Source organism: Pseudarthrobacter sp. NIBRBAC000502770, assembly GCF_006517815.1.
Lineage (GTDB): Bacteria > Actinomycetota > Actinomycetes > Actinomycetales > Micrococcaceae > Arthrobacter > Arthrobacter niigatensis.
In genome coordinates, this window is sequence record NZ_CP041198.1 from 1,673,293 (window position 1) to 1,688,794 (window position 15,502).

At 64.9% G+C, this 15,502-nt stretch carries 13 protein-coding genes; 3 read left to right on the forward strand and 10 right to left on the reverse strand.

Annotation, left to right across the window (positions count from 1 at the left end):
* Positions 1 to 10: 10 nt before the first annotated feature.
* From NIBR502770_RS08075 to NIBR502770_RS08095, 5 genes are all read right to left on the reverse strand, one after another.
* Complete coding sequence (locus NIBR502770_RS08075; RefSeq protein ID WP_141181614.1) at positions 11 to 412, reverse strand: cytochrome c oxidase subunit 4; 402 nt, start codon at positions 410 to 412, stop codon at positions 11 to 13.
* On the reverse strand, positions 409 to 2,136 hold the full coding sequence (ctaD, locus tag NIBR502770_RS08080) for a cytochrome c oxidase subunit I (protein WP_141181615.1): 1,728 nt from the start codon (positions 2,134 to 2,136) through the stop codon (positions 409 to 411). Before ctaD ends, NIBR502770_RS08075 begins: the two co-directional genes overlap by 4 nt.
* A gap of 10 nt (positions 2,137 to 2,146) precedes the next feature.
* A complete protein-coding gene (coxB, locus tag NIBR502770_RS08085; protein ID WP_141181616.1) occupies positions 2,147 to 3,019 on the reverse strand; it encodes a cytochrome c oxidase subunit II in 873 nt (290 codons plus the stop codon).
* A gap of 186 nt (positions 3,020 to 3,205) precedes the next feature.
* The gene (locus NIBR502770_RS08090; RefSeq protein WP_109044573.1) at positions 3,206 to 3,592 is read right to left on the reverse strand and encodes an iron-sulfur cluster assembly accessory protein; all 387 of its coding nucleotides are present in this window, start codon (positions 3,590 to 3,592) and stop codon (positions 3,206 to 3,208) included.
* A 183-nt stretch (positions 3,593 to 3,775) separates the two neighbouring features.
* A complete protein-coding gene (locus NIBR502770_RS08095; protein ID WP_141181617.1) occupies positions 3,776 to 5,230 on the reverse strand; it encodes a dipeptidase in 1,455 nt (484 codons plus the stop codon).
* Between the two features lie 92 nt (positions 5,231 to 5,322).
* Between NIBR502770_RS08095 and NIBR502770_RS08100 the strand changes: the two genes are divergently transcribed.
* Complete coding sequence (locus tag NIBR502770_RS08100; protein WP_141181618.1) at positions 5,323 to 5,925, forward strand: DUF3043 domain-containing protein; 603 nt, start codon at positions 5,323 to 5,325, stop codon at positions 5,923 to 5,925.
* A 103-nt stretch (positions 5,926 to 6,028) separates the two neighbouring features.
* Here NIBR502770_RS08100 and NIBR502770_RS08105 read toward each other — a convergent pair whose 3' ends face one another.
* Positions 6,029 to 7,099 (reverse strand): quinone-dependent dihydroorotate dehydrogenase, encoded by a 1,071-nt coding sequence (locus tag NIBR502770_RS08105; protein WP_141181619.1) that lies wholly within the window; start codon positions 7,097 to 7,099, stop codon positions 6,029 to 6,031.
* 94 nt (positions 7,100 to 7,193) lie between these two features.
* On the opposite strand from NIBR502770_RS08105, the gene NIBR502770_RS08110 reads away from it, so the two are divergent.
* Positions 7,194 to 8,159: an alpha/beta hydrolase gene (locus tag NIBR502770_RS08110; protein ID WP_141181620.1), complete on the forward strand. Its 966-nt coding sequence runs from the start codon at positions 7,194 to 7,196 to the stop codon at positions 8,157 to 8,159.
* Here the strand turns inward: NIBR502770_RS08110 and NIBR502770_RS08115 are convergent.
* From NIBR502770_RS08115 to leuA, 3 genes are all read right to left on the reverse strand, one after another.
* Positions 8,156 to 8,995, reverse strand: a complete 840-nt coding sequence (locus NIBR502770_RS08115; RefSeq protein ID WP_141181621.1) for an isoprenyl transferase — start codon at positions 8,993 to 8,995, stop codon at positions 8,156 to 8,158. The genes NIBR502770_RS08110 and NIBR502770_RS08115 overlap by 4 nt on opposite strands.
* Before the next feature lie 2 nt (positions 8,996 to 8,997).
* Positions 8,998 to 9,750 carry a DNA repair protein RecO gene (gene recO, locus NIBR502770_RS08120; RefSeq protein WP_141160392.1) on the reverse strand — a complete coding sequence of 251 codons (753 nt, stop codon included), beginning with the start codon at positions 9,748 to 9,750 and terminating at the stop codon, positions 8,998 to 9,000.
* 85 nt (positions 9,751 to 9,835) lie between these two features.
* Positions 9,836 to 11,575 carry a 2-isopropylmalate synthase gene (gene leuA, locus NIBR502770_RS08125; RefSeq protein WP_141160391.1) on the reverse strand — a complete coding sequence of 580 codons (1,740 nt, stop codon included), beginning with the start codon at positions 11,573 to 11,575 and terminating at the stop codon, positions 9,836 to 9,838.
* 253 nt (positions 11,576 to 11,828) lie between these two features.
* Between leuA and NIBR502770_RS08130 the strand changes: the two genes are divergently transcribed.
* Positions 11,829 to 13,781 carry a M13 family metallopeptidase gene (locus tag NIBR502770_RS08130; RefSeq protein WP_141160390.1) on the forward strand — a complete coding sequence of 651 codons (1,953 nt, stop codon included), beginning with the start codon at positions 11,829 to 11,831 and terminating at the stop codon, positions 13,779 to 13,781.
* A gap of 87 nt (positions 13,782 to 13,868) precedes the next feature.
* Here NIBR502770_RS08130 and NIBR502770_RS08135 read toward each other — a convergent pair whose 3' ends face one another.
* Entirely contained in the window at positions 13,869 to 15,458 is a 1,590-nt protein-coding gene (locus NIBR502770_RS08135) for an LCP family protein (protein WP_141160389.1), read from the reverse strand.
* Between the last annotated feature and the right edge of the window lie 44 nt (positions 15,459 to 15,502).

Below are 15,502 nucleotides of genomic sequence, written 5' to 3' on the forward strand. Positions count from 1 at the left end.
TCTTTGTTGCTTAGTGTGCGTGGTCTCCGCGGCTGTACTCGTACACCCAGCCCACGAGGGCTACGACGGCGATGCCGCCGGCGATGAAGATGATCCAGGGACCAACGGCCAGGCCCAGGAAGCCGGTAGCGCAGGCGATACCGAGGACCAGAGGCCACCAGCTCCAGGGACTGAAGTGGCCCTGCTCGCCGGCGCCCTCGTGGATCTCAGCATCGCTGCGGTCCTCGGGACGAAGCCCTACGCGACGGGCGGTGAAGCCGAGGTAGGCACCGATCATGCCAGCCAGGCCGCCCAGCAGCAGGATGCCCAGGATACCGACCCACTCACTCCAGTTGGTCAGGAAGCCGTAGACCAGCGAGACGGGTACGAAGAAGAAAACTCCGGAGCCAAAGATCCAGGATTCGATTTTCACTGTGCAGTGTCCTTCTGGTCGGCGTTACCGAGAACTGCGGCCGCGGGAGCCGGCGAATCGGCGGTGTGGACCTGGCGGAGTTCCGGGTGGTGCAGGTCCAGGGCGGGACGCTCCGAACGGATCCGGGGCAGGGACGTGAAGTTGTGCCGCGGCGGCGGGCAGGAGGTGGCCCATTCCAGCGAAGCTCCGAAGCCCCAGGGATCGTCAACCTGGACTTTCTCAGCCTTGCGCCAGGTGATGTAGACGTTCCAGAAGAACGGGATCAGGGACGCGCCGAGCACGAAGGAAGCGACGGTGGAGAACTGGTTCATCCAGGTGAAGTTGTCCTCCGGCAGGTAGTCCGCGTAGCGGCGGGGCATGCCCATGACGCCGAGCCAGTGCTGGATCAGGAAGGTGCCGTGGAAGCCCAGGAACAGCAGCCAGAAGTGGATCTTGCCGAGCCGTTCGTTGAGCATCTTGCCGGTCCACTTCGGCCACCAGAAGTAGAAGCCTGCGAACATCGCAAACACGACCGTGCCGAAGACCACGTAGTGGAAGTGCGCCACCACGAAGTAGGAGTCGGAGACATGGAAGTCCAGCGGCGGGGAGGCCAGGATGATGCCGGTAAGGCCGCCGAACAGGAAGGTGATGAGGAAGCCGAGGCTCCACAGCATGGGGGTTTCGAAGGTCAGGGACCCCCGCCACATGGTGCCGATCCAGTTGAAGAACTTCACGCCGGTGGGCACCGCGATGAGCATGGTCATGAAGGAGAAGAACGGCAGCAGGACCGCGCCGGTGACGTACATGTGGTGGGCCCACACGGTGACCGACAGGGCTGCGATGGCAATGGTGGCGTAGACCAGGCCCTTGTAGCCGAAGATCGGCTTGCGGCTGAACACCGGGAAGATCTCCGAGACGATGCCGAAGAACGGCAGCGCGATGATGTACACCTCCGGGTGGCCGAAGAACCAGAACAGGTGCTGCCACAGGACGGCGCCGCCGTTGGCGGGATCGAAGATGTGCGCACCGAACTTCCGGTCCGCGCCGAGGGCGAACAGTGCCGCAGCCAGCGGCGGGAACGCCATGAGCACCAGGATGGCGGTGATCAGGGTGTTCCAGGTGAAGATCGGCATCCGCCACATGGTCATGCCCGGGGCGCGCATGCAGATGATGGTGGTGATGAAGTTGACGGCACCGAGGATGGTGCCGAAGCCGGACAGCGCCAGGCCAAAGACCCACAGGTCGCCACCGATACCCGGCGTAAATGTGGTGTTGGACAGCGGCGCGTAAGCGAACCAGCCAAAGGATGCCGCGCCCTGCGGGGTAATGAAGCCGGACACGGCGATGGTGGAGCCGAACAGGAAGAACCAGAAGGCCAGCGCGTTCAGGCGCGGGAACGCCACATCCGGGGCGCCGATCTGCAGCGGCATGATCACGTTCGCGAACCCCGCGAACAGCGGGGTGGCGAACATCAGCAGCATGACGGTGCCGTGCATGGTGAACAGCTGGTTGTACTGTTCCTTGGTCTGCAGGATCTGCATGCCGGGCTCGAAGAGTTCGGCGCGGATCAGCAGCGCCATCACCCCGCCTGCGCAGAAGAACACGAAGGACGCGATCAGGTACATGTACCCGATGGTCTTGTGGTCCGTGGAGGTGATCCAGTTGACGACGATGCGCCCCTTGGACTTGGGTACCACGGGAGCAGACAGGACTCCCGTGGGTGCGGATTGGGTGTACGTAGCCACGTCGCTCCCCTTACTTGGTTTCGTTCAGGTTCGGGTTGCGGTCGTACTCAACACCGAGCAGGCCGGTGTTGCCTGCAGCCTTGAGCTGGTCCATGTGGGCCTGGAATTCGGATTCCGACACCACCTTCACGCGGAACAGCATTTCGGAGTGGTACTCGCCGCAGAGTTCGGCACACTTACCGTCGTAGGTGCCCTCTTTAGTGGGGGTGAACCGGATGTAGTTGGTCTTGCCGGGAATCATGTCGCGCTTCTGCAGGAAGGCGGGAACCCAGAAGGAGTGGATGACATCGCGGGAATTGAGCTCGAGGTCAACGGACTTGTTGACCGGCAGGTACAGGGTGGGGAGCTGTTCCATATCGATGGTGTTGCCAGTGAGATGCGCCTGGACGCCTGCCTCGTGGAGGTCTTCCTGGATTACCTGGCCGGACTTGTAGTTGAAGTCCCAGGCCCACTGTTTGCCGCGGACGTCCACAACGACGTCGGCAGGCTGTGAGCGGTCATCGATCGCCTGCTGGTCACGGTCCGTGAAGTAGAAGAACACCAGGACCATGAAGATGGGGATGGTGAGGTAGAAGACTTCCAGCGGAAGGTTGAAGCTGGTCTGCCGCGGGAAGCCGACGGTTCCCTTGCGGCGGCGGTAGGCGACAATACACCAAATGATCAGGCCCCACGTGATGGCGCCAACCACGAGCGCAGCAATCCATGAGTTGACCCAGAGGTCCATGATGCGGTCGGTGTTGCTGGTTGTGCCCCGTTCAGTGGGCATCCAGCCTTTCTCTACCTCTGGCGAACATCCGGTCAAAACCAACGCGCCGGCTATAGCCAAGCTTGAGATCGTGGTGATCGTTTTGCGTCGGCTGCCGGTTCGGTTCTGCGAACTCACAGACGGCCCTTCCTACTTGTTGCTGTTGTCCGGGCAGCCCATCGGCGCTCCGGGCACAAAAAAGTTTTACTACTCGATGTAGAGCTTACCGCTCCGCCGGGCGTTTCGCCCACATGTCGGCGCCGAGCCCCCGTGCCGTTTTAAACGGCTGGAAGCCCGGCGCCGACATCAGGCGAAATAACCGGCTTAGTGGAATGAATCGCCGCAGGCGCAGGAGCCGCCGGCGTTCGGATTGTCGATGGTGAAACCCTGCTTCGAGATGGTGTCCTCGAAGTCGATGCTTGCACCGCTCAGGTACGGCACGCTCATCTTGTCCACGACGACTTCCACTCCGTCGTAGTCGCGGACAGCGTCACCATCGAGGAGCCGTTCGTCGAAGTAGAGCTGGTAAATCAACCCTGAGCAGCCACCGGGCTGCACGGCAACGCGCAGGCGCAGGTCCGTGCGGCCTTCCTGCTCGAGGAGGCTGCGCACCTTGCCGGCGGCGACATCGGTCAGGTTGACCTCGTGAACGGGCAGTTCGTCGCTGGCCACGGTGGTGGCGGTGCTGTTTTCGTTGGTTGAGGTGCTCATTGGCCTACCTTCTTAGGACGGTCTGGCGGCGTCGCCGTAACGGCGCCTGCCCCTACAAATACGGTATGGGCTATAGCTACATGCTACGCGCGGCAGTCCTGTAGCTCTAACTCCTGGCGTAACCGTCAAAGAACCCAGCTTGTTCCCTGGCAGCAGGGCAGGTGCCGGTGTTCCGAACGGCCATCAATTCCCTGTGGTGAGGCCTTCATTGTTCAACCGGCTGAGCATGAGGGCTTCAGCCAGGATGGCATTGCGGAAGTCGCCGATGTGCAGTGACTCGTTGGCACTGTGCGCACGCGAATCGGGGTCTTCCACCCCGGTCACCAGGATCTGGGACTCGGGATACAACTCAGTGAGGTCGGCAATGAAGGGGATGGACCCGCCGATGCCCGTTTCGACCGCCTGAACGCCCCAGGCCTCCCCCAGTGCCCACATGGCCACAGTTGCGGCGGGGGACGATGTGTCGGTCTGGAAGGGGTTGCCTGCCTCGCCCGGGGTGAAGACAACCTTCGCCCCGAAGGGCGCGTTGGCTTCCACATGCCTGCGCACTGCATCCATGGCCTCGGCCGGGACCTGGCCGGGCGCCAGCCGCAGGCTGAATTTTGCCCTGGCCCGCGGAAGCAGCGTGTTGGACGCCACCTCGACGGCGGGAGCGTCGAAACCGATGATGGACAGGGCCGGCTTGGTCCACAGCCTCGAGGCGATGCTTCCCGTCCCGGCCAGGCGGACGCCGTCGAGCACGGACGCGTCGGCGCGGTAGTCCGCCTCCGGCATCTCCACGGCAGCCGTATCGGTGGCCACCAGCCCTTCGATGGCGACGTTTCCGTCGGCGTCGTGAAGCGTGGCAATGAGCCGGGACAGCAGGGTGGGGGCGTCCAGGACCGGCCCACCGAACATGCCGGAGTGCACCGCGTGGTCGAGTACCTGCACCTCGACAGTGCCGTCGACCAGGCCGCGGAGGCTGGTGGTGAGGGCAGGCGTGCCGACCTTCCAGTTGCTCGAGTCGGCAACCACAATGACATCGGCCCGGAGCAGCTCCCGGTTCGCTTCCAGGAAGGTCCGGAACGTGGGCGACCCCGCTTCTTCCTCGCCCTCGATGAAGAATGTCACGCCGAGGCCCAGGGAACCGCCAAGGACCTCGGCTGCAGCTGCATAAGCGGCAATGTGCACCATGATGCCGGCCTTATCGTCGGCGGCGCCGCGTCCGTACAGCCGTCCGTCCTTCTCGACGGCGGTAAAGGGCTGGGTTTCCCACAGCGACTCATCGCCCACGGGCTGGACGTCGTGGTGGGCATAGAGGAGGACAGTCGGCTTTCCAGCGGCAGCAGGGCGGCGGGCGACGACGGCCGGCCCGCCGGGCGTGCCGTCGTCCTTATTGACGGAAAGCACCTGGACGTCGTCGATCCCAGCGGCGCGGAGGAGCTCCGCGACGGCGTCGGCGCTTCGCTCCAGGGGGGCGCGCTCGAAGCTGGGCCACGCAATCCCCGGGATGGCAACCAACTCCTTGAGCCGTGCCAGGGTCTGGTCGAAGGACCGGTCTACAGCGGACCGAAGGTCTTCCGTCCCGCCGCTGGCCTCCCGGCCCGGTCCTGTCGTAGTGGTCGTGCTGCGCGGGGTTGCCGCAGGTGATGAAGTCATGGCCAAAACATTACCCCCGTCACTTTTGGCCGCCGGCCAGCGGACCTGCCACCGCAGGCAGGAGGCGGTCCGCTGCAAGGTATTCTGGTCAGGTGTTCGGACGTAGAAAAGAAGCGCCCTCGGCGCAGGAGACCATAGACCAGCAGGCAGCGGAGGCGGCGGCTCGGCAAGGAAGCGTGGCGGGCAAGGGCGCACCCACCCCAACGCGGAAGGCCCAGGAAGCCGCCCGCAAACGGCCGCTGGTACCCGAGGACCGCAAGGCATCCAAGGCCGCCGAACGCCAGGCCGTCCAGGACCAGCGCCTCAAGATGCGCCGGGCCTTGGATACGGGCGATGAGAAGTTCCTGCCGCTTCGCGACAAGGGTCCGCAGAAACGGTTTGCCCGCGACTTTGTGGATGCCCGGTTCAACCTCGGCGAGTACCTGATGTTTGGTGCCCTGGTTTTCGTGCTGGTGTCGTTGGTGGTTCCGGCCTCCAGTGACATGATGATCTACGTCCTGGGAGCTTTTTGGGTGATGTTCCTGGCGGTTTTCGTGGATGTGTTCATCCTGTCCCGCAAGCTCCGCAAGCGCCTGGCGGAAAAGTTCGGCGAGGTGGAGCGCGGCACGGTCTGGTACGGCTCCATGCGGTCCCTCCAGTTCCGGAAACTGCGGCTGCCCAAGCCCCAGGTGCAGCGCGGCCAGTACCCCGCCTGACCATCCATCAACCTCTCAACCACAGGCACCCCGGCGGAAATCCGCCGGGGTGCCTGCTTTTGATATGGGCCGCGCCCGTCGCGGGCGCCAGGGGGCTCGAGGGTCAGGAGCGGCGGTTCCTTGCCAGCTGCTTGTTGATCCGGGCAGCCCAGAACGGTCCCTCGTAGAGGAAAGCCGTGTAGCCCTGCACCAGGGTGGCGCCGGCGTCGAGCCTCTCCTGGACGTCCTGCGCCGACTCAACGCCGCCTACCGAGACGAGGCTCAGTGCGTTGCCGGTGGCGTGCTTGAGCCGTTTCAGCACCTCAAGGGAACGCTGCTTCAGGGGAGCTCCGGACAATCCGCCGGCGCCGCATTTCTCCACCGTTTCCGCCGGCGATGCCAGCCCTTCGCGGGCGATGGTGGTGTTGGTGGAAATGATGCCGTCCAGCTTCAGGTCCAAGGCAAGGCGCGCAACGTCGTCGATGTCCTCGTCGCTGAGGTCCGGTGCGATCTTCACCAGCAGGGGTACGTGCCGTCCGGCGGCGCGATCGGCTTCCTGTCCTACGGCGGTAAGCAGGGGACGAAGTGTTTCCACGTCCTGGAGCAGCCGCAGTCCGGGGGTGTTCGGGGAACTGACATTCACCACGAGGTAGTCGGCAGCCGGCGCCAGGCTGCGTGCGCTGACCAGGTAGTCATCAACTGCGTCGGCAAGTTCCACCACTTTGGTCTTGCCGATGTTGACCCCGATGACCGGACGCACGGACGGGTAGCGGCGCTGGAGTGCGGCACGCGCTGCCTTCAGCCGGGGCGCAACGGCAGACGCGCCGTCGTTGTTGAATCCCATCCGGTTGATGACGGCCCGGTCCTGGACCAGGCGGAAGAGCCTCGGCTTGTCATTGCCGGGTTGCGCCTGTCCGGTGATGGTGCCTACTTCGATGTGCCCGAATCCAAGGTCCGCCAGGGCCTCGATCCCGTGGCCTTCCTTGTCAAAACCGGCGGCGAGTCCGAACGGCGACGGAAAAGTCACGCCGAAGGCCGTGGTTTGCAGCGATGGCGCCGGAGCAGTCAGCTTCTGCAGGACCCTCCCGGCTCGCGACGCATGCGCGAGCCGGATGCCCTTAAATCCGATCTTGTGGGCGCGCTCGGCGTCCATCCATGAAAAGGCCAGCCTGAAGAAAGTGGGGTAAACGCGCATGCCTTTAGTTTCGCGTCTCCGGGGCCCCGCACCAAAACGGAGACGCGGCCGAACGGACCGGCGCAGCGCGGCGTCCCGGTCTAGCATGAGGGACATGCAGTGGCAGCAGGACATCCTGGGGGAGGATTTCGAGTCCCTGACCTTTACGGCCGCCGGACCTGACGGGGTGGGCCGGACAGCAACCCTGGTGCGGCTCAGGCCAGGCCAGGGCAACGCGTCCGACAGCGGCCCGCGCCGGGCTGTGCTCTTCCTGCACGGCTGGAGCGACTATTTCTTCAATGTTGACCTGGCCCGGTTCTGGGCTGCCGCCGGCTATGACTTCTACGCCCTGGACATGCATAATCACGGACGGAGCCTGCGCCCGGAGTCACCAGGGGGGTACGTGGCGGACCTGGCCGCTTACGACGCCGAGATCGAAGAAGCCGCCCGCTTGATCCGCCAGGAGGGAATCCCCGGGCCGCTGGTTTTGATGGGACATTCGACCGGCGGGTTGGTGGCGGCCCTGTGGACCAGCCAGCATCCGGAGGCCGTCTCCCTGCTGATCCTGAACAGTCCTTGGCTGGAGATGCACGGAAGTTCGCTGGTCCGGCGGGCAGCCTCCAGCATGGTGCGTCCGGTGGCCCGCTTGCGCCCGCAGGCGGTCCTCCGCCTTCCGGAGCGTGGGCACTACTGGCGTACCATCAGCGACGCCGCCGACGGCGAATGGCCGGTTGATGAGCGCTACCGCCCCCGCCTGGCTTTTCCCGTTCGGGCAGGGTGGCTGCGGGCAGTCCTCGCGGGGCATGCCCGCGTGGCGCGCGGCCTGGACATCGAGGCGCCGATCCTGGTCTTGCTGTCCAAAGGAAGTGCCAACGGCCTGCTCTGGTCCGAAGAAATGCGGCGCACAGACGCTGTCCTGGATGTGAACATCATCAGCACCCGGGCACTTGCCCTGGGCCGTACCGTGACCATCGAGCGGATTGACGGTGCGCTGCATGACGTCTTCCTCTCCCCCGGGCCGGTCCGGTCCGACGCCTATTTCCGGCTGGCCCGCTGGCTGCGGGCGTACGGCGAACGCTAGTCCGCCTGGGGATCCGCCGGTGCAGCGGCAGCATCTATGGCACCGCCGTAGCGGCGGTCCCGCCTGGCATATTCCTCGACGGCGGTCCAAAGGGTCCGCCTGTCGACATCGGGCCACAGCGTGTCCATGAAGACGAACTCCGCATACGCGGACTGCCAGAGCAGGAAGTTGGAGAGCCGCTGCTCCCCCGAGCTGCGCAGGAAGAGGTCCACGTCGGGGAGGTCGGGCTCATCCAGGTACTTCTGGATGGTCCGCTCGGTGATGGCGCCCGGCTTGAGCCTGCCAGCTGCGACGTCCGCAGCGATCGCGGAGACGGCGTCGGTTATCTCGGCCCGGCCGCCGTAATTAACACACATGGTCAAATTGCAGGTGGTGTTGGCGGCGGTGAACTCCTCAGCCTCCTCCAGTTCCCGAATCACGGAACCCCAAAGGCGCGGCCGGCGGCCTGCCCAGCGCACGCGCACCCCCCAGTCGTCCAACTGGTTCCGTTGCCTTCGAAGCACGTCCTTGTTAAATCCCATCAGGAAGCGGACTTCCTCCGGCGAACGGCGCCAATTCTCGGTGGAAAACGCGTAGACGCTGACATACTCAATCCCGAGCTCGATGGCACCGGCCATCACATCAAGCAGGGCCGGCTCCCCCGCCTTGTGGCCCTCGATCCGGGGCAGGCCGCGCTGGTTGGCCCACCGGCCGTTGCCGTCCATGACGATGGCCACGTGCCGGGGAATGAATTCAGCGGGGATGAAGGGTGCCACCGCGCCCGAAGGGTGCGGGTACGGGGCCACCACGGGATGGGTGCGCTTCCGGGGTGCATTGTTCTTTTTTCCCAAGGCCACTGTCAGCTGCGCTCCACATGTTTGAGGGATTTCAGTACTCGTTCAAGATGCCATTGCAGGTATGCCGCCACCAGGCCGGCGGCCTCCTTGCGGTGCTGCGGCAACGACGCATCCGCAGTGGCCCAGTCACCGGTCAGCAGGGCTGCCAGCAGGACAACGGTTTCGGAAGCGGGTGCAGGTGACCCGGGCGGCCTGCACTGTGCGCAGACCATGCCGCCAAGGGGTGCGGAAAACGCTGTATGCGGGCCGGGCATTCCGCAGCGCGAGCAATCGGTAAAGCTGGGGGCCCAACCGCCGGTGGCCAGGGCACGAAGAAGGTAGGAGTCCAGGATGAGGCCTGCGGCGTGGTCGTCGCGGCTCAGTGCGGCGAGGGCGCCCACCAACAGGTTGTATTGGGCGGTTCCGGCTTCACCGTCCACATCGGTCAGTTTCTCCGCGGTCTCCGTCATGGCGGCGGCAACCGTGTACCTGCCGTAATCCGCGGCAATACTGCCGCCGTATGCACCTTTGGCAACTGCCTGCGTGACGATGTCCAGCGTGCGGCCGGACACCAGTTGCAGGTCTGCCACCATGAAGGGTTCAAGCCGGGCACCGAACCGGCTGCTGGTGCGGCGCACGCCTTTGGCGACGGCGCGGACCTGGCCATGGTGCTTGGTCAGGAGCGTGATGATGCGGTCCGCCTCACCCAGCTTGTGGGTACGGAGTACCACGGCGTCGTCCCGGTACGCCCGGGAGGCAAAAGACTGTTGAACCACGCTCTATCTTCCCATCCTGCCCGGCAGCCTGCCGACAGGCCACGGTGGTGCGGCCGGTTGGAACCGGCGGCACCACCGCCAGGTGTCAGGCCCGGGCGTCCCGGATGGCCCGGTTGACCGCCGAAATGACGGCCTTGAGGGAGGACATGCTGGTGTTCGCATCGATGCCGACACCCCACAGGACCCGCTCCCCCACGGCGCATTCGACATACGCGGCCGCGGCGGCGTTGCCGCCCTCGGACAGGGCGTGCTCGCTGTAGTCCAGCACCCGGACGTCCACGCCGTCCTCGTGGAGGATGTTCAGCAGGGCTGCGATAGGGCCGTTTCCCGTCCCGGTGCGGCTGACCTGGGCACCATCGATGGTGAGCGAGGCGTGAAGCGTCATGCCGCCGTCGGCATCCGTTTCCGTCTTGACCCCGCCCAGGGAGTAGCGGCCCCACTGCCCCTCGGCGTTGCCGGACGGCAGGTACTCGTCCTGGAAGATCTGCCACAGCTGTGCTCCGCTGACCTCGCCGCCCACCGTGTCAGTGCGGCGCTGGATGACGCCGGAGAACTCAATTTGCGCGCGGCGCGGCAGGTCCAGGCTGTGCTCATTCTTCAGCAGGTAGGCCACGCCGCCCTTGCCGGACTGGGAGTTCACGCGGATGACGGCTTCGTAGCTGCGGCCCAGGTCCTTGGGGTCCACCGGCAGGTAAGGAACCTGCCAGGTGAAGTCATCCACGGCCTTGCCGGCCGCTGCGGCGTCGCGCTCCAGTGCTTCAAAGCCCTTCTTGATCGCGTCCTGGTGGGATCCGGAGAAAGCGGTGAACACCAGGTCGCCACCGTACGGCGAACGCTCGGGAACCGGCAGCTGGTTGCAGTACTCCACGGTCCGGCGGACGTCGTCGATGTTGGAGAAGTCGATCATGGGGTCGATGCCCTGGACGAACATGTTCAGGCCCAGGGTCACCAGGTCCACGTTGCCGGTCCGTTCACCGTTTCCGAACAGGCAGCCTTCGATGCGGTCGGCGCCGGCCATGTAGCCCAGTTCGGCGGCAGCCACCCCGGTTCCGCGGTCGTTGTGCGGGTGCAACGAGAGGATGATGCCTTCGCGGGGGTGCAGGTGGCGGCTCATCCACTCGATGGAATCGGCATAGATGTTGGGGGTGGCCATTTCCACAGTGGCGGGCAGGTTGATGATCACCTGGCGGTCGGCGGAGGCTTCGAAAACATCGGCGACGGCGTTGCACACCCGCACGGCGTACTCGAGTTCCGTGCCGGTGAAGGACTCCGGTGAGTACTCGTACGTCACGTGCGTGTCAGCGAGGGTTTCCTCGTACTTCCTGCACAGGCGGGCCCCCTGCAGCGCTATGTCCAGGATGCCGTCCTCGTCCTGGTTGAAGACCACGCGCCGCTGCAGCACGGACGTGGAGTTGTAGAGGTGGACGATGGCCTGCTTCGCCCCCACCAGGGACTCGTAGGTCCGTTCGATCAGGTGTTCCCGGGCCTGCGTCAGGACCTGGATGGTGACGTCATCCGGGATGTGGTTACCTTCGATGAGCTGGCGGACAAAGTCGAAGTCCGTCTGGGACGCGGACGGGAAACCAACCTCGATTTCCTTGTAGCCCATGCGCACCAGCAGGTCGAACATCTTCATCTTGCGGGCGGGGCTCATGGGATCGATCAGCGCCTGGTTGCCGTCGCGCAGGTCAACTGCGCACCAGCGCGGGGCCTTGGTGATGACCTTGTCCGGCCAGGTGCGGTCCGGCAGTTCAACTTTGATCTGGTCCTGGAACGGCGTGTACCGGTGGGCGGGCATTCCGGAGGGCTTTTGTGCGTTACGCATGATGTTCGTGGCCTTTTCTATCGATCTTCAGTGAAAGGGTGGCCGGGCAACACAAACTCCGCAGCGAGGGTGGGCCGTGCGCTAGATAGCGTCTGTGGCCTCGCCGCGGCAGCTAAGGAGAAGGAGCTCTGCACGCACACTTTGAGGGTAACACGGGTGCGTAAGATGAAAGGGCACTACCGTCCGTAAAGTCCAGCATGCAGACGCTCTGCGGTGTTCCGCCCGGCAGCGGCGTCCCAGCAAAGGAGTTGCAGTGCCCATTTCGGGGATCGATCTGTCCACCATTGATCACACAGTCCGGCCGCAGGACGACCTCTACCAGCACATCAACGGCGCCTGGCTGAAGGCCACCGAAATTCCGGATGACCGTCCCCTGGAGGGGACCTTCACCGCCCTGCGGGACGGGTCCGAAATTGCCGTCCGGGACATCATCGAGGAGGCCGCGGCCAAGGGCGGCGACGCCACCGGGATCGAGCGGAAGATCGGCGGGCTTTACAGCAGCTTCATGGACGAAGCCACCGTCGAGGGCAAGGGCATGGAGCCCATCCGCGGGCGACTCGCGGAAGTTTTCGCCACCGCCTCGGCGCGGGACCTCATTGCCCTGGCGGGACGGCTGTTCCGCAAGGACGTGGGCGGCTTATTTTACATCTACCCCGCGCCGGATGCGGGCAACCCCGACCGGGTCCTTCTCTACACCGGCCAGGGCGGCCTGGGCCTTCCCGATGAGTCCTACTACCGTGACGGGAAGTTCGCCCCGATCGTTGCCGCGTACACGGCACACGTGGAGAAGATGTTCGAACTGGCCGGTGTTGCGGATCCGAAGGGTGCAGCAGCGCGCGTGGTCGGGCTGGAGACAAAGCTCGCGTCCCACCATTGGGACAACGTCACCCTCCGGGACCCGCAGAAGACCTACAACCTCAAGACGGCGGAGGAGGCCGCCGGGCTCTTCCCCCTGCTTGCCACCTGGTTTGACGCCGCCGGAATCGATGCGGACAAGCGCACTGAAATCGTGGTCAGCACTCCTGACTTCTTCACCGGCGCTGCCGGGCTCCTGGACGAAGTCCCGGTCAGCACGTGGCAGGAGTGGCTGGCCATGCGCGTCGTCAGTGCGGCCGCACCCTATCTGTCCTCCGAGTTCGTGGACGCCAACTTTGCCTTCTACGGCACCACCATCAGCGGCACGCCCAGAAATAAGGACCGGTGGAAGCGCGGCGTCGCGGTCGTCGAAGCAGGCCTCGGTGAAGCTGTCGGCCAGATCTACGTGGCACGCCATTTCCCCGAGTCCCACAAGGCGCGGATGCAGACTTTGGTGGCGAACCTGATCGAGGCCTACCGCCGCAGCATCAATGACGTCGGCTGGATGGGCGAGGACACTAAAGCCGAAGCCCTGCGCAAGCTGGAGGCGTTCCGGGCGAAGATTGGCTACCCGGACGAGTGGATCGACTATTCGGCCGTGGAGATCGACCCCGAGGACCTGCTGGGCAACGTGGAACGCGCCCACAACGCCGATGTCGACAGGCACCTCGATGAGGTGGGCAAGCCCGTGGACCGGAACAAGTGGCTGATGACGCCACAAACGGTCAATGCGTACTACCACCCGATGATGAACGAGATCGTCTTCCCCGCGGCTATCCTGCAGCCGCCGTTCTTCACCGCCGATGCCGACGACGCCGTCAACTACGGCGGCATCGGCGCTGTGATCGGCCATGAGATAGGCCACGGCTTTGATGACCAGGGCTCACAGTTCGACGGCGGCGGGGCCCTTCGGAACTGGTGGACCGACCAGGACCGGCAGGCTTTCGAGGCGCTGACGGCCCGGCTCGTGGCGCAGTACGACGCGCTCTCCCCCACCGCCGCGCCCGGGCACCACGTCAACGGCCGGCTTACGCTGGGCGAGAACATCGGCGACCTGGCAGGGCTCACCATCGCTTACAAGGCGTACCTGATCAGCCTCGACGGCAGGGAACCGGAGGTCCTTGACGGCCTGACCGGCCAGCAGCGGTTCTTCGCTTCCTGGGCCGCGGGCTGGCGCCAGGTCATCCGGCAGGAGGAGGCCATCCGCCGGCTTGCGACCGATCCCCACTCACCGAACGAGTTCCGGACCAACGCCATAGCGAAGAACCTCGATCCGTTCCATGAGGCCTTCGATGTCACCGAGGACGATGGAATGTGGATGCCGGCCGCCGAGCGGGTCAGCATCTGGTAACCGGAGCGCACCAACATGGGCCCCGCCGTTTTCGGCGGGGCCCATGTTCTTGCTGGTGGCACTTGAGCGCCGCAGGAACCGCTGCTGCTACCGGACGATCAGCTCGGGATTGGCCTGCTGGCAGACCTTGTCACCTGCGGTCTGGTTGACAATGTCCTGGGGCAAGGCAGCGGCAGTTCCGCCACCTGCCGCTCCGTAGGCCGTGCCGGTGGTGAAGTCGCTGCCGACATACACCTGAACGCCGGACACGCCCGGGGCGGGAATCATGAGCGTGGCAGGGATTCCCAGCAGCGCGGCCACATCGGCAGCCACATCCGCGAAGCCATTCCCGTAGTAGACCGCTGACTTGGCGACCGGCTGGGCGAGGAATTGCCCGGTCTGGGTGAAGCCGCCGGCTACCAGCGCCTGGACCAGCTCCTGGGCACGGCCGTTGACGCCGCTTCCGTTAGCGACCGTGACCGGCTGGATGGCCTTGTTGTACGGCGGAACCGGCGGAGCGGTCTCCGTGGGGGCCGCCGAAGGCGGTGCCGACTCCGTGGGCGACGGCGTGGTGGGCGCAGTGGGATCGGTCAGGTCCACGTTCTTCCGCAGCGCCGAAAACAGCTGGGCCCCTGCGGGTTCTGCGATGACGAGCCTGTTGGGGTCGACGGGTGCGGGCGTCGTGGGCACCGCAACGAACGCCACCTTGCTGATGTCGATGTTCTTGAGCCGGTTGCCGATGGTCAGCAGCGTGGGAACGGAAGCGAGGCCGTCATCCACCGTCAGGTTCTGGGTTACGACGTCGGCGATCTTCAGCATTTTCGCGGGGTCCGACAGGGTGCCTTCGTCCTTGATCTTCCGCGTCAGCGACGAGAGGAAGCCCTGCTGGGCCTTGATGCGGCCCAGGTCGCTGCCGTCGGCGAAGGCGTGGCGGGTGCGGAGGAAGGAAAGCGCCATCTCGCCCTGTACGGACGACGTGCCGGCCGGAAGCCGCAGCCTTGAATCAGGGTCGTAGACTGCGTCGCTGATGCAGACGTCCACGCCGCCGACGGCGTTGGAAAGTTCCTTCACGGCATTGAAGTCCGCCATCATGAAGTGGTCCACCTGCATGCCAGTGAGTTTGTTGACCGTGTCCACGGCGCAGCCGATGCCGGCCTCGCTCATGGCCTCATTGATCATGACTCCGGTGCGTGCCGGGTAATCCTTTTTGGTCTTGGTGTCCTTGCAGTCGGGGATGTCCACCAGCAGGTCGCGGGGAAAGCTGATGACGTTGACGCGCTTGTTGTCCTCGGAGATGTCCATCAGCATCATCACATCGGACTTGCCGTACCCGGTGGAATCATCGGCAGTCCCATACTCCGAGTTCTTCCCGTCGCGCGTGTCCGAGCCGAGGATCAGGATCTGCAGCCGGCCCGTGGCATCGTTCCCCGGCGACTCGGTGCTCTCCCCGCCCGCGTTCAACGGCGCCTTGGAGATGTTGTTCTGGAGCCGGAAGAACCAAAATCCGGCGAACGCAGCAGCCGCGACGAGGACCAGCGCCACCACCCCGGTGACGGCCTTCAACCACAAGGGCATGCTCCGCAGGGGCCCGAGGTGCCGTGCGGCACCCACGGTATGGCTGTCCGCGTGACGGGATACCGGTCCCGGTCCGGCTGACAGGTCAGCCCCGTTGTCGCGATTGTCGCGGCCTCGACCCACGTGGTGAACCTTCCTCTAAAAACGAAATCCGGTCCATTTTAGTG